Annotated in this window: 11 protein-coding genes, 3 tRNA genes and 1 pseudogene; 9 read left to right on the forward strand and 6 right to left on the reverse strand. The window is 66.3% G+C overall.

The window, feature by feature from the left end:
* Both BGN97_RS01650 and BGN97_RS01655 read left to right on the forward strand, forming a co-directional pair.
* A partial coding sequence (locus BGN97_RS01650; protein WP_292697493.1) for an IS3 family transposase occupies positions 1-619 on the forward strand: 619 nt, incomplete at its 5' end.
* A gap of 64 nt (positions 620-683) precedes the next feature.
* Entirely contained in the window at positions 684-1244 is a 561-nt protein-coding gene (locus tag BGN97_RS01655) for an MFS transporter (protein WP_292697495.1), read from the forward strand.
* On the opposite strand, the gene BGN97_RS01660 is transcribed toward BGN97_RS01655, so the two are convergent.
* Both BGN97_RS01660 and BGN97_RS01665 read right to left on the reverse strand, forming a co-directional pair.
* Positions 1199-2167 carry a LacI family DNA-binding transcriptional regulator gene (locus BGN97_RS01660; protein WP_292697497.1) on the reverse strand — a complete coding sequence of 323 codons (969 nt, stop codon included), beginning with the start codon at positions 2165-2167 and terminating at the stop codon, positions 1199-1201. The genes BGN97_RS01655 and BGN97_RS01660 overlap by 46 nt on opposite strands.
* A 125-nt stretch (positions 2168-2292) precedes the next feature.
* Positions 2293-3492 (reverse strand): Gfo/Idh/MocA family oxidoreductase, encoded by a 1200-nt coding sequence (locus BGN97_RS01665; protein WP_114117596.1) that lies wholly within the window; start codon positions 3490-3492, stop codon positions 2293-2295.
* Positions 3493-3747: 255 nt separating this feature from the next.
* On the opposite strand from BGN97_RS01665, the gene BGN97_RS01670 reads away from it, so the two are divergent.
* The 5 genes and pseudogenes from BGN97_RS01670 to BGN97_RS01690 form a co-directional block, all read left to right on the forward strand.
* Complete coding sequence (locus BGN97_RS01670; RefSeq protein WP_292697503.1) at positions 3748-5127, forward strand: extracellular solute-binding protein; 1380 nt, start codon at positions 3748-3750, stop codon at positions 5125-5127.
* Positions 5128-5214: 87 nt separating this feature from the next.
* The gene (locus tag BGN97_RS01675) at positions 5215-6225 is read left to right on the forward strand and encodes a sugar ABC transporter permease (protein ID WP_292697505.1); all 1011 of its coding nucleotides are present in this window, start codon (positions 5215-5217) and stop codon (positions 6223-6225) included.
* On the forward strand, positions 6222-7112 hold the full coding sequence (locus BGN97_RS01680) for a carbohydrate ABC transporter permease (RefSeq protein ID WP_188703250.1): 891 nt from the start codon (positions 6222-6224) through the stop codon (positions 7110-7112). Before BGN97_RS01675 ends, BGN97_RS01680 begins: the two co-directional genes overlap by 4 nt.
* 42 nt (positions 7113-7154) lie before the next feature.
* Complete coding sequence (locus BGN97_RS01685; protein WP_292697509.1) at positions 7155-8216, forward strand: 3-isopropylmalate dehydrogenase; 1062 nt, start codon at positions 7155-7157, stop codon at positions 8214-8216.
* A 182-nt stretch (positions 8217-8398) separates the two neighbouring features.
* Positions 8399-9404 (forward strand): annotated as a pseudogene (locus BGN97_RS01690) (IS256 family transposase); the annotation flags it as partial.
* Positions 9405-9680: 276 nt separating this feature from the next.
* Here the strand turns inward: BGN97_RS01690 and BGN97_RS01695 are convergent.
* From BGN97_RS01695 to BGN97_RS01705, 3 genes are all read right to left on the reverse strand, one after another.
* Positions 9681-9753 (reverse strand) — tRNA-Phe (locus BGN97_RS01695).
* A gap of 69 nt (positions 9754-9822) precedes the next feature.
* Positions 9823-9896: transfer RNA gene (locus BGN97_RS01700), tRNA-Asp, on the reverse strand.
* Positions 9897-9922: 26 nt separating this feature from the next.
* Positions 9923-9995: transfer RNA gene (locus BGN97_RS01705), tRNA-Glu, on the reverse strand.
* A 243-nt stretch (positions 9996-10238) separates the two neighbouring features.
* Here BGN97_RS01705 and BGN97_RS01710 point away from each other — a divergent pair.
* The gene (locus tag BGN97_RS01710; protein WP_292697511.1) at positions 10239-11609 is read left to right on the forward strand and encodes a M23 family metallopeptidase; all 1371 of its coding nucleotides are present in this window, start codon (positions 10239-10241) and stop codon (positions 11607-11609) included.
* 72 nt (positions 11610-11681) lie between these two features.
* On the opposite strand, the gene ppa is transcribed toward BGN97_RS01710, so the two are convergent.
* Positions 11682-12173, reverse strand: a complete 492-nt coding sequence (gene ppa, locus BGN97_RS01715; RefSeq protein WP_285635495.1) for an inorganic diphosphatase — start codon at positions 12171-12173, stop codon at positions 11682-11684.
* 262 nt (positions 12174-12435) lie between these two features.
* Here ppa and tilS point away from each other — a divergent pair, with 262 nt between their 5' ends.
* Positions 12436-13425, forward strand: a complete 990-nt coding sequence (gene tilS / locus BGN97_RS01720; protein ID WP_292697516.1) for a tRNA lysidine(34) synthetase TilS — start codon at positions 12436-12438, stop codon at positions 13423-13425.
* The last annotated feature ends 235 nt before the right edge of the window (positions 13426-13660 follow it).

Here is a 13660-nt window from a genome sequence, read left to right on the forward strand (position 1 = left end):
GTGCTCGCAGGCCGGGATCCTCTCGTCCGCGCAGCGCCGGCGACGTGGGAAGGGCAAGAAGGCCGGCCCGCCGGTGTTCGACGATCACGTGCAGCGGGTGTTCCGCGCCGATGCCCCGAACCGGCTGTGGCTCACGGACATCACGGAGCATTGGACGAGCGAAGGCAAGCTCTACTGCTGCGCGATCAAAGACGTGTTCTCCAACCGGATCGTCGGATACTCGATCAGCGACCGGATGACCGCGAAGCTCGCCGTCGATGCCGTCCGCAACGCAGTCGCCCGCCGAGGTGAGGTCGCCGGCTGCATCCTGCACGCCGACAGGGGCAGCCAATTTCGGAGTAGGGCGATAGCCCGCGAGCTGCGCCGTCATGACATGGTCGGATCGATGGGTCGCGTCGGCGCCGCGGGAGACAACGCGGCCATGGAGAGCTTCTGGTCGCTTCTCCAAACGAACGTGCTCAACCAGCAGCGCTGGGCCACTCAGCAGGAGCTGCGGCTGGCCATCGTGGTCTGGATCGAACGGAAGTACCACCGCCAGCGAGCTCAGGACACCCTCGGTGGCTTGACGCCCATCGAGTTCGAAGCCAAGCTAGCCGAGCCGCTCACACTCGCGGCCTAAACCGAACCTGTCACCAGTTCGTTCCTCACGCCCATCTTCGCATCCTCATTCGCCATCGCCGACCGTGGGATGGACCCCACTGCTGCCTTCACCGCGAGTCTGTGCGCAAGCTGTCGCGATCGTCGCGCTCATCGGCTGGGGTGCGCTCTCGGATCGGATCGGACGCAGGCCGCTGGCGATTGCCTTCGGTGTTTCGGCCATCCTGTTCTTCTATCCGCTGTCGCAACTCATCAGCGATCAGCCCTGGACCCTCTTCGTCGCTCAAGCGGCCGGCATGAGCATCTGGGCGATGGGTGCCGGAATGTATCCCGCCTTGATCTCCGAGCTCTTCCCCACTCGCATCCGCGCGACCAGCGTTGCGATCGGCACGTCGATCTCGGTTGCAGTCTTCGGCGGAACCGCACCGTACCTGTTGACCTGGACGGGGCAGATCGGGGCGTCGTGGGTCTTCTGGGTGTGGACATCGGTCCTCGCGGCGCTCGCCATCGTGGGGGCGCTCGTGATGAAGGAGACCCGAGGAACGGACATGGATTCCGTGGGTTGGCCGTTCCGCAGAGGCGGCGCGACGAGTGCGTCCGATCAGACGCCCGGGGCGCCGATCGTGCTCTCGCGCACCACGAGCTGAGCGTCGTACATCCGCTCGGTGGGCCCGGTGCCGGACACGATCAGTTCGAGCGCGTCGTCTGCCATCTCCCGTAGCGGCTGATGCACGGCAGTGAGCGGAGGCCACGTGAACTGTGCGTCGGGAGAGTCGTCGAAGGATGCCACGGCGATCTCGTTCGGAACGTGGATGCCCGCTCTGTGCAACCCCAGCAGTGCACCGATCGCGATCTGGTCAGAACTGGCGAAGATCGCGGTCGGTCGCTCGGGGAGTTCGAGCAGCTGATCGATCGCTTCGCGGCCGGAGGCGCGGCTGAAGTCCGCGGGGATGTGGGGGCCGAGGGTGAGATCGCGCGATGTCATCGCGTCTGCCCATCCCGAATATCGGCGGGGGTCGCCGTCTGCTGGTCCGAGATACGCGATCCGGGCATGACCGCGATCGATGAGATGGGTCACCGCCGCGCGGACACCACCGTACAGATCGATCGAGAATGTCGGCATGCCAGGCACCGAACTCGGTTGATTGAGCAGCACGGCCTTCAGCCCCGACCGCTCCACGGCGGCGACATCCGCCGAGTGCAGGCCGGTGGCGACGAGCACGGCATCGACCTGGTGCGACGCGAGCCGCTCGAGCGCAACTCCGACCTGACCGGCCCGGGCGCTCACCGTGATCACCGTGGCCTTCCTCGCTGCCGCGGCCCGCTCGACTTCCAACGCGAACGAGGCGAAGAGCGGGTTCGCGATGCTCGGAACGATGAACCCGAGCAGATCGCTGCGTCCTCTGCGCAGCGCCCGTGCGGCCGCGTTGGGCTTGTATCCGAGACGATCGACCGCGTCGAGCACGCGGTCTCTGGTGGCAGGCGAGACGTTCTTGGGGCCGTCGTTGAGAACGTAACTGACGACGGGAACGCTGACCTGCGCCAGTCGCGCGACGTCTTCACGCGTCACGCGGCGCCGCGCACCCTCAGTCTTTTGCTCCACCATGTGGTTGTCTCGTCTCCTTCGACCGCCGGCCGTGAATGCGCCACGCCCCGCGACGCCATTGTGGCACGCGGGGCGCGGACGATGCGGGTTCAGGCGGTCGGAGCGTCTCCGAAGTCCTCGATCACGAGGCGTGCGCCACCCTGGCGAGCCGATTCGTTCGCGACGATGCCCGGCAGCGTGAAGCGAGCCGCGACCCAGGCGTTGACCGAGGGCAGTCTGCGCGCGTTGACGGCGCTGACGAACTCGTCGGCGAGGAAGTGGTGGCTTCCCTCGTGGCCGTTCGGCAGCCCCTCGTATTCGGCGGGGAGGTTCGATCGGTCGTGCACCGGCGCGTGACCGGAGACGAATGCGTCGCGCAGATCGGGGTCGACGTGTTCGAGGGCGCGGTCGGTCGTCGAGAGCGTCCGCTGCGTCTGCAGCAGCTCCGTCACGTCTTCGAAGTCGCGCTTGTTCTGCCACACCGACTGCCGGGCGAGCTGCTCGAAGCTGGCGTCGGTGCCGAAGAAGCGGAACCGGGACTCGCGGATCTTCGACGGGTACCCGACTCGGCGCATCTCGTTCGTGCGCATGGCGCCGCCGTCCGCGAGCTCGAACAGGGCGCTCTGGTTCGAGAAGTCGTTGTCGAACGCGCTGATGGAGCGGTCGAATACGCCGTCGCCGAGCGTGTCACGGATTCCGACGCAGCTGACGCTGACCGCGTGGGTCTGCCACGCGCCGAGCACACCGCCGATCGCGTGCGTGGGGTAAAGCATCGGAGGGTAGCTGGCCGTGGACTGCCAGTTCTCGCCGCCCGAGTGCTGGTACGCCTTGTAGAAGCCCAGGTCCATGTCGTGCATGTAGTCGCCCTCGGCGTACACGAGTCGGCCGAACGCGCCCTCGGCGATCTTGCCGCGCGCGAAGACGGTCGCGGGGTTGTAGTAGCTGGTCTCGCCCATCATGTACGTCAGGCCGGTCTCTTCAACGGCCTTGATGATCTCGGCGATCTCGTCACGGCTGATGGCCATCGGCACCGCCGAGTAGACGTGCTTTCCGGCGCGAAGCGCCTGCACGACGAGCGGGCCGTGGGTCCAGCGCTGGGTGAAGATGCCGACCGCATCGACGTCGCTTTCGAGCAGCGCTTCGAAGGAGGGATACGTGCCGTCGAGGTCGAACTGATCCGTGAGCGCCTGTGCTCGATCCGGCAGTAGATCGGTGACGTACACCCGGGATACGCCCGGGTGGAGCTTGAACAAACTGGCAAAGCTGCCGGAGAACTGTCCGGCACCGACGATGCCCATAGAGAAACTCATGCGCTGGTCCTTAGAGGTGATCAATCAGCAGGGGACGTCCCTGTCCACGGATAGCGTAACGGTAAAAGTTTCCTCGAAGCAACTCTGTGCTGCTCGCCGTTTATATGCGGAAAAACAATAGTAGAAATCAGTTCTTGACTCATCGAATGCCACGTGTAAACTTCGAGGGGCCCCGGTGCATGACCGCCACCCGGCAGTCACCCGCCCTCACCAGACCAGCACCTTGTCAAAGGAGACACCATGCACTCACGATTGATGGCGCTCACAGCATCCGCCGTTGTCGTCGCGCTCAGCCTCGCCGGCTGTGCGAGCGATACAGGCGCCAAGCCGCAGAAGGATGATTCGAAGCTCACCATCTGGACCATCGAAGACAAGCCGGACCGCCTTCAGGCCCAGGAGAAGATGCTCGATGCATTCTCCGCCTCCAACGATGTCGACTACGAGCTTGTCCCGATCGCCGAAGACCAGCTCTCCAGCGCACTGACGGCCGCAGCCGCCGCGAATGAGCTGCCCGACCTTGTCGCCGCGCTCCCGCTCTCGAACGTTCACCAGTTCGCGAACGACGATCTGCTCGACACCGAAGCGGCGGCGGAAGTGGTCAAGAAGCTCGACGCTGGCACGTTCAACAAGGCAGCACTCGACCTGACCCGCTCCGGCGACACGCAGCTCGCCGTTCCGAGCGATGCGTTCCCGCTGATGCTCTTCTACCGCACCGACCTGTTCAAGGCCGCGGGTCTTGATGCTCCGACGGATTACCCCTCGGTGCTAGAGGCAGCCAAGAAGCTCAACGGCAACGGCGTCGCCGGTATCTCCGCTGCCACGTCGGCCGCGGAGCAGTTCACCTCGCAGACGATCGAGAGCTTCGGATTGTCCAATGACTGCCAACTGGTCAACGGCAAGGGCGACCTCGCACTTGACAGCGACAACTGCAAGACCGCATTCGGCCTGTACACCGATCTGATGAGCAAGTACTCGGTCGCTGGCGAGCAGGACACCGCGACGACGCGTGCCAGCTACTTCGCCGGCCAGGCCGCCATGGTCGTGTGGTCGTCGTTCCTCCTCGATGAACTGGCCGGCCTGCGCAACGACGCACTCCCGACATGCGATCAGTGCGTTGCGGACCCGCGTTGGCTCGCGAACAACACCGGTGTCGTCGGCGGCCTCCAGGGCCCCGACGCCTCCAGCCCAGCCACCTACGGCGAGGTCGTCTCGTTCGCCATCATGCGGGACGCTGCTCCCATCACGAAAGACCTCGTGAGCTGGCTGATGAGCGACTCGTACATCGACTGGATCTCGGTCGCTCCGGAGGGCAAGATCCCCGTGCGTACCGGGGCCGAGCCGGGCTCGACCGAGTACGTCGATGGCTGGGCTGACCTCGAGACGGGCGTGGATACGCGCGAGAAGCTGAGCGCGCTGTACTCGCCCGAGGTGCTGGACACGGTCGTCGGTGCAACGAACGACATCGTGCGCTGGGGAATGACGGAAGGTCAGGGTGGCCTGGCCGGAGCCATGACGACCCAGCGGGTTCTGCCGACGCTCTTCTCCGATCTCATCGCATCGGGTGGATCGCTCGATGATGCCCTGGTGAGTGCAACCGACAAGGCCGAGCAGATCAAGTCCGGCCTCGGCGGCTGATCATCAGCGGGTCGGCGCGGAGCCTGAATGCTTCGTGCCGACCCGTGACCGCACGCACCCCAGACGACGACACAAGAAGGAGCTGAGATGAGCGCAACGACCACGACCGCGCTGCCCGGCCAGAAGCCCCCAGGAGCCCGAGCCACCCGCGCGCGCTCGAAGCGCGACGGTCTCACCCGCCGAGATGCCCGTGACGGACTCATCCTCGTGGCGCCGACCCTCCTCGTCGTCGTCGTGATGGTGTTCCTGCCGCTCGCATGGTCGTTCGTCATCGCGTTCCAGAAACTGCGCCTGGTAAACATCGGCTCGCAGGGACTGTTCGAGGCGTTTACGTTCGAGAACTTCGCTCTGGTGCTCGGGTCGAAAGAGCTCTGGTCGAGCCTGTGGATCACCGTGCTCTTCACCGCCGGCTCGGTGATCGGCTCTGTCGTCGTCGGGCTCATCGCCGCGCTCGCACTGCGCAAGCCGTTCCGGGGGCGCACATTCATCCGAGCGAGCATGCTGCTGCCCTACATCGCCCCGGTCGTCGCCGTCACCTTCGTGTGGCGCATCATGCTCAACCCATCGTTCGGCATCGTCAACTCGGTCGGCCGTGACCTGCTGGGGTGGACCGACCCGATCCCGTTCCTCACTCAGAAAGAGGGGATGCTCGGCATCCTCGGCGCCCAGATTCCCGTGCCGACCGCGCTGCTGACGGTGATCGCCTTCCAGATCTGGCGCTTCTTCCCGTTCGCGTTCCTGTTCATCATGGCCCGCATGGAGTCCCTCCCGGCCGAGATCGAAGAAGCCGCATTGGTGGACGGCACGACCCCCTGGCAGAAGTTCATCCACGTCGTTCTGCCTCAGCTCCTGCCGGTGATGAGCGTGCTAGTGATCTTGCGCACCATCTGGACGTTCAACGAGTTCGACAGTGTCTTCCTGCTCACCGGTGGAGCCGCCGGCACGGGTGTCGCCAGCATCCGGGTGTACGAACTGCTCACAGTGCAGCAGAACGTCGGTGCGGCGTCCGCGCAGTCGCTGGTCCTCGCGGCACTGCTCGTCGTCGCCCTCGGTGTCTACGCCGCGATCCTCAAGAAGTCCGGGAGCCGATTCGAATGACCACCCCCGTGCGCACCCGTCTGACGAGTGATTCCATCCAGCGCGCCGTGCTGAAGATCGCCCGGCCCATGACGATCGTCGTCCTGCTCATCGTCTGCCTCTTGCCGTTCTGGTACATGTTCGTGCTGTCGATGCGTCCTATCGAGCAGCTCCTCCGCGACCCGTCACGTCTGTGGCTCACGTTCGACGAGCTGTCGCTGACCAGTTATCTCAAGGTGCTGCTCCCGACGTCCGAGGGCGGGCAGGGCTTCGGCACGTTCATCGCGAACAGCGGCTTCGTCGCCGCAGGCTCCGTGCTGCTCGCGCTGGCACTCGCGATCCCGGGTGCCTATGCCATCGCGCGCCTGCCGTTCTTCGGGCGGCGGCAGATCAGCGTGTTGTTCCTCGCGGCGTACCTGTTCCCCTCGATCATCATCGCGATTCCGTTGTTCGCTGTGTTCACCCGTATCGGTCTGCGCGGTTCGCTGGTCGGCCTAATCCTCGTGTACGCCGCGCAGACGATCCCCGTCGCGATATACATGCTGCGCAATTACCTCGAGAGCGTGCCCGTCTCCGTTGAGGAGGCCGGCCTGATGGACGGCCTGACTCGATTCGGGGTGATGCGACGCATCAGCCTGCGTCTGTCGCTGCCCTCGATCATCGCGACCGGCCTGTTCGTCTTCATGATCGCGTGGAACGAGTTCCTGTTCGCCTTGCTCTTCCTCGTCGATCGCCCAGCACAGTGGACGGTCTCGCTCGGGCTGTCCCGTCTGTCGGGTGCGGTCGAGGTGCCGGCGACCGTCCTCATGGCAGGTTCGGTGGTTCTCACGTTGCCCATCGTCATCCTCTTCTTCGCGACAGAGCGCCTTCTCACCGGTGGACTCACCGCCGGGGCCGAGAAGGGCTGAGCGCCCATGTCCACCGCATCCGCACCGGAAGGCCCTTTTTCAGTGAGCACCACTATCAATATCGCCGTCATCGCCGGCGATGGCATCGGCCGCGAGGTCACAGTCCAGGCGCAGAAGGCTCTGGATGCTGCGATCGCTTTCGAGGACGCGTCGATCGCGTACCGTGACTTCACGCTCGGCGCCGACCACTACCTCGAAACGGGGGAGCTGCTGCACGACGCGACGCTCGAGGCGATCGCCGAGAGTGATGCGATCCTGTTCGGCGCCGTCGGGGGAGTGCCGGGCGACCCGCGGCTGGAGAGCGTGAGCATCGAGCGGAGCCTGCTGCTGCGGCTGCGCTTCGCGTTCGACCAGTACGTCAACCTGCGCCCCGCCCGCATCCACCCCGGCATCGGCAGCGTGCTCGGCCCCGATGCCAGAGCGGACTTCGTCATCGTGCGCGAGGGGACCGAGGGTGCCTATTCCGGCTCCGGTGGGCTCGTGCGCGGCGGCACAGCTCAGGCGATCGCGACGGAGGTGTCGGTCAACACCGCGTTCGGAGTCGAACGCGTGCTGCGTTACGCCTTCGATCTGGCTAGGACCAGAGACAAGCGCCTGACGGTCGTGCACAAGAACAATGTGCTCGTCCACTCCGGCGCGTTGTGGGCACAGGTGCAGGCCGATGTCTCGGCCGAGTACCCCGATGTCACGGTCGACTACCTGCACGTGGATGCTGCGACCATTCACCTCGTGCAGCATCCGGAGCGTTTCGACGTCATCGTCACGGACAACCTCTTCGGTGACATCCTCACCGATCTCGCGGGTGCGATCACGGGCGGCATCGGGCTCGCGGCCTCCGGCAACATCAACCCCGATGATCGGTTCCCCTCGATGTTCGAGCCCGTCCACGGATCGGCGCCCGACATCGCCGGCAAGCAGCTCGCGGACCCGACCGCCGCGATCCTGTCGGCCGCGATGCTTCTCGACCATGTCGGTCTGCCGGTTGCGGGACAGCGCATCCGTGGCGCCGTCGGCCTCGACATCGAGCATCGGCAAGACGTCGGCATCCGCTCGACCGACCAGATCGGCGACAGCATCGCTGCACGGATCGCGTCCGCCAGCTGAGCAATCCGCAGGGCCGAAAGGTCATCTAGTTTGTATTTCCCCGACAGGTTGTGAACGCGTGACATAGCGAAGACCTCCGGCCAGGATGTGGGTTACCACACTCACATTTCTAAACCGGAGGTCTTCATAACTCACGCTAATGCTCCGTTGACTGCTGAGGGGCGACGACGTCTTGCCCTGTTGAGTTGGAGTTGCGGATCCCGAAGCTGCGGCAGGGATCCTTCTTCCCGTCACTGTTGGAGCGGCGCCGCCGAGTCGATCAGGCCCTGTTCGCGGTCGTGATGGAGGCATACGTCCACGGCGTGAGCACGAGGAAGGTCGACGACCTCGTGAAAGCGCTGGGCGCGGACACCGGCATCTCGAAATCCGAGGTGTCGCGGATCTGCCAGAACCTGGACGAGGACGTCGCCGCGTTCCGGGACCGGCCCCTCGCGGACACGACATATCCGTATGTGTTCCTCGACGCGACCTACTGCAAAGCGAGGGTCGGCCGGCGTGGTCTCGCAGGCGGTCGTCGTCGCGATCGGCGTCGCCGCCGACGGGCGCCGCGAAGTCCTCGGCTTCGAGGTGGGAGAGACCGAATCACAGCCGTTCTGGACGAGCTTCCTGCGCTCGCTGAAGGCCCGCGATCTGGGCGGGGTGCGCCTCGTCATCAGCGACGCGCACACCGGGCTGATCTCCGCGATCGAGACCGTGTTCACCGGCGCTGCCTGGCAGCGCTGCCGGGTGCATTTCATGCGCAACGTGCTCTCGCATGTCCCGAAAGCATCGGGGCCGATGGTCGCGTCGATCATCCGCACGATCTTCGCGCAACCCGACACCGAGCACGTGTTCGGCCAGTTCCACGAGGTCGTCCGCATGCTGACCCGCTCGCACCCGAAGACCGCGGACATGCTCGAGGACGCGAAAGACGACATCCTCGCGTTCTGCGGATTCCCGCAGCAGCACTGGCGGCAGATCTGGTCCACGAACCCGCTGGAACGGGTCAACAAGGAGATCAAACGCCGCACCGACGTCGTCGGCACGTTCCCGAACCCCGCCGCGCTCCTGCGCCTCGCCGGGCACGTCCTCATCGAGCAGCACGACGAATGGGACGGCGCCGACCGTCGCTACTTCAGCGAACACTCCATGAAGCTCCTCACCGCGAACGACGAGGAGGTGGCGATCCCGGAACTCAACGCGGCATAATCACAGAAGCTGATCCCGCACGGTGTCGAGAAACTCCACCACACAGCGGGACGTCACCAGTGAACCTGAGACCAACTGGCACAAAGCCGGCACGCACCGGGAGAGCCCAAGGGGTAGCTCCACGACGTCCCTTCGACAGGCTCACGGACCCACATGAACGGATCGGCACAGCCCAGGGGAACGCCTCAGAAACCGCCCCTCACCTGGGCAAAGCAAAACCCTCGCGATGTAGAAGCTACGCGAGGGTTTCTGGGCTGATTGTAATGATCAGCCTTGTGGCTCCGACCGGCATCGATCCGGTGACCTTTCGATTTTCAGTCGAACGCTCTACCAACTGAGCTACAGAGCCGAGCGGCACATCATGATCTGCCGCTTCTTAGACGAAGAGCCTCCTCGAAAGAAGGCTCAACGCTAGGAGCGACCCTGACGGGACTTGAACCCGCGACCTCCGCCGTGACAGGGCGGCACGCTAACCAACTGCGCTACAGGGCCATAACTTTTCAATTGTATCGGAAGAGTGACCCCAACGGGATTCGAACCCGTGCTACCGCCGTGAAAGGGCGGCGTCCTAGGCCGCTAAACGATGGGGCCGCAGGTGAACCCTGGGGGTTTCCCTTGCCGACGCTCAAGCATAAGCGAAGCGTCGGTCAAAAACGAAATCGAGGGCGCGTCTTCTTCCATCCCGGGCGTTTCGGGAGGACGATGGGAGTGTCTCCTGTGCCCGCAGGAGTCCGGATCACCGGTCCCGAAGCCGCATCCATCGCACTCGTCTTCTGTTGCGGATGTGACGAATGTTGTTAGTGTGGCACTTGTGAAACCGGCGGAAGGGGCCGAGTGAACGAGCAGGTCAAGGCGGATGCTGCAGCATCCGAGGAATGCGGGTGTGCTCCCACGCCCGCCGAGCGGCGAGCATTCTGGCCGTCCGCGAAGGTGACCCGTCGTGGCGCCATCACCGTCGGCGCACTGAGCGCCATCACCCTCACCGCTTTCGGCATCACCGCCGGTTCGAACGCGGCACTCGCCGAGCCCGGCTATCCCAGCTGGGATGACGTGCAGCGCGCCAAGGCGAACGAGGCCGCCAAGGGCGCCGAGATCACCCGCATCGAGGGCCTGATCCAGACTCTCACCCAGCAGGCCGCCGCCGCAGAGCAGGCCGCCCGGGTCGCCGGTGACGAGTACTACGCGGCGCAGCAGGCCTACTTCGAGGCGGCTGACCGCGCCGACACGCTGCAGACGCAGGCCGACGAGCAGGCGAAGATCGCCGACGAGAGCTCGCGCAAGGCCGGTCAGGTGGCGACGCAGCTCTACCGCACCGGCGGCGACCAGGCCGCGCTCGAGCTCTTCCTGTCCAAGTCCTCCGACGGTGCCGACGACCTGCTCTCGCGTCTGGGCAGCATGGACAAGCTGTTGGAGTACAACCGCACTGTGGCCGACACGGCCGCCGCTGCCCGTGACTCCGCCCAGCACCTGAGCGACCAGGCCAAGAGCGCGCGCGACGAGCGCGACCGCCTTCAGAAGATCGCCGAAGACAAGATGGTCAAGGCGCAGGCCGCGTCCGACGCGGCCCAGGCCGCTCTCGACGAGAAGCAGAACAACCTGCAGACCCTGCAGACCCAGCTCGCCGCGCTCAAGGACACCACCACCGCGACGGTTGCCGGCTACCAGCAGGGCGAGGCCGTCCGCAAGGCCCGCGAGGCAGCGGAGGCCGAGGCGCGCCGCAAGGCTGCCGAGGAGGCCGCCAAGAACAACCCCGGTGGCGGCGGTGGAGGCGGTGGCGGGACCGGCGGCTCCGGTTCGGGAGCCTGGCGTCGCCCGTCCGGCGGCCGCATCACCTCCTACTACGGCCGCCGCCACGTCCAGTGCACGACCGGGTACTGCTCGTCCCGCGAGCACGGCGGCATCGACATCGCCAACGGCTGCGGTGCGCCGATCTACGCCGCGCACTCCGGCACCGTCGACTTCGCGGGCTACAACGGCGGCTACGGCAACTACACCCGCATCAATCACGGCGGCGGCATCGGCACCGGCTACGGACACCAGTCGCAGTTCGCCGTCCGTCGCGGCCAGTACGTCAACGCCGGCCAGGTCATCGGCTACGCGGGCAACACGGGCAACTCGTTCGGATGCCACGTGCACTTCGAGGTGTACGTCAACGGCTCGCGGGTCGATCCGTATCCGTTCATGACCGCACGCGGCGCTCTCTGAGCATCCGCTCGCCCCACGCAGACGACGAGACCCCCGGCGCGAACCGGGGGTCTCGTCGTATCAGGCCTGAGGTCAGTGGCCCTCGGCGCCGAAGCGCGCGATCGCCTCGTCGAGGATGCGCTGCGCCTCAGCGGCGTTGCCCCACTCATCGACCTTGACCCACTTGTTGGGCTCGAGGTCCTTGTAGTGCTCGAAGAAGTGCGCGATCTCCTTCTTGGTGTACTCCGCCAGGTCGTCGACGTCCTGGATGTGCGACCAGCGCGGGTCCTTCGACAGCACGGCCACGAGCTTGTCGTCGCCACCGGCCTCATCGCTCATCTTCAGCACGGCGACGGGGCGCACGTTCACCACGACGCCCGGGTAGATGGCGTGGTCGAGCAGCACCAGCACGTCCAGCGGGTCGCCGTCCTCGCCGAGGGTGTTGTCGAAGTAGCCGTAGTCGGCCGGGTATCCGAACGTCGTGTACAGCACGCGGTCGAGGTGCACGCGACCCGTCTCGTGGTCGACCTCGTACTTCACGCGGCTGCCGCGCGGGATCTCGATGACGGCGTCGTGTGCGCCCATGTGCTTCTCCTTGGTTCGGATGCCGGGATCGAGCGGATGCCGGCGGCGGAAGTTCGCGGGGAGCCCAGCGGCCGCCCCGCACAAGGATACTCGCGAGCATGTCGCCGTCCCGAGACATGGCGCGCAGCCAATGAGCGCTTCGCGCGGAGAAGTGCGCTTGCCGCGGACGGAATCCACGAATTCATCCGCGGCAAGCGCACTTTCCCGCGTCAGGTGCACAACGAGAAATGCGCTCCGGATGCCCGCACCGTAGCGTGAAGGGATGCCATCGCTCGATCCCACCGTCGCCGAAGTCCGCCGCGCCGTGCGCGCGACCCTCGCCGCTCTGCAGGCCGGCCCCGTCGTCGTCGCGCTCTCCGGTGGCGCGGACTCGCTCGCGCTCACGGCGGCCACCGTCTTCGAGGCGCGGGCGCTCGGCATCTCGGTCACGGCCGCGATCGTCGATCACGGTCTGCAGCCCGGATCGGATGCTGTCGCCCAGCGCGCGGCCGGGCAGGCGCGGGAGCTCGGAGCGGATGCCCGGGTGCTGACCGTGACCGTGGATCAGCAGCATCCGGACGGCCCCGAGGCCGCCGCACGTGCGGCCCGCTACGACGCGCTGCGGCAGTGCGCTGCGGAGCTCGAGGCGTCGGCCGTGCTGCTCGGACACACCCTCGACGACCAGGCGGAGACCGTGCTGCTGGGCCTTGCCCGCGGCTCCGGGGCCGGCAGTCTGCAGGGCATGGCCCCATTGCGGGAGGACGCCGACGCGACGCGATGGGCGCGGCCCCTGCTCGGGGTGCGCCGAGCGACCACACGCACGTTCTGCACGGCATCCACGCTCGAGCCGTGGGACGACCCGCAGAACGGCGAACCGCGCTTCGCACGGGTTCGGGTGCGCGAACGAGTGCTGCCCGTGCTCGAGACCGAGCTCGGCCCCGGCATCGCCGAAGCGCTCGCCCGCACCGCGGAGCAGCTGCGCGAGGACGCCGAGGCGTTCGACGAGATGATCCACGAGACCATCGAGGACATCGTGGAGCACGCCGAGGCGGGCATCTCGGTGAGCGTCGCCGCTCTCGCGGCCAACCCCGCGGCGCTGCGCAACCGCATCATCCGGCTCGTCGTCGACAGCGAGTTCGGCGTCGGGCTGACCCGGGTGCAGACGCTCGAGGTCGCCCGGCTCGTGACCGACTGGTCGGGCCAGGGACCGATCGATCTGCCCGGATGCACGGCGAAGCGCGCCGGAGGACGGATCGTCTTCGCGGCGCGCTGAGGAGTGTCCGGCCCCTGAGCGAGGAGCGAAGGGACGAGACGAAGGGCGCTGCACTGAGGCCCTTCGTCTCGCTTCCCTCGCGGGCCCTTCGTCTCGCTTCCCTCGCTCAGGAGCCGGGTCTGACGGGCCCTACTTCTTGCCGAACAGGCCGCCGAGGATGTCGCCGATCACGTTGCCGCCGCCCTGCGCACCGCTCGAGGAGCCGCCGCCGAGCAGGCCGCCGAGGCCACCCAGG

It is taken from the genome of Microbacterium sp. 69-10, assembly GCF_001897945.1.
Classification (GTDB): Bacteria; Actinomycetota; Actinomycetes; order Actinomycetales; family Microbacteriaceae; genus Microbacterium.

Bases quoted from the DNA above. Each gene is read 5' to 3' on its own strand.
- BGN97_RS01680 (WP_188703250.1), top strand. From the start codon at position 6,222: ATGACCACCCCCGTGCGCACCCGTCTGACGAGTGATTCCATCCAGCGC.
- BGN97_RS01670 (WP_292697503.1), top strand. From the start codon at position 3,748: ATGGCGCTCACAGCATCCGCCGTTGTCGTCGCGCTCAGCCTCGCCGGC.
- BGN97_RS01675 (WP_292697505.1), top strand. From the start codon at position 5,215: ATGAGCGCAACGACCACGACCGCGCTGCCCGGCCAGAAGCCCCCAGGA.
- ppa (WP_285635495.1), bottom strand. From the start codon at position 12,173: ATGGGCGCACACGACGCCGTCATCGAGATCCCGCGCGGCAGCCGCGTG.
- BGN97_RS01665 (WP_114117596.1), bottom strand. From the start codon at position 3,492: ATGAGTTTCTCTATGGGCATCGTCGGTGCCGGACAGTTCTCCGGCAGC.
- tilS (WP_292697516.1), top strand. From the start codon at position 12,436: ATGCCATCGCTCGATCCCACCGTCGCCGAAGTCCGCCGCGCCGTGCGC.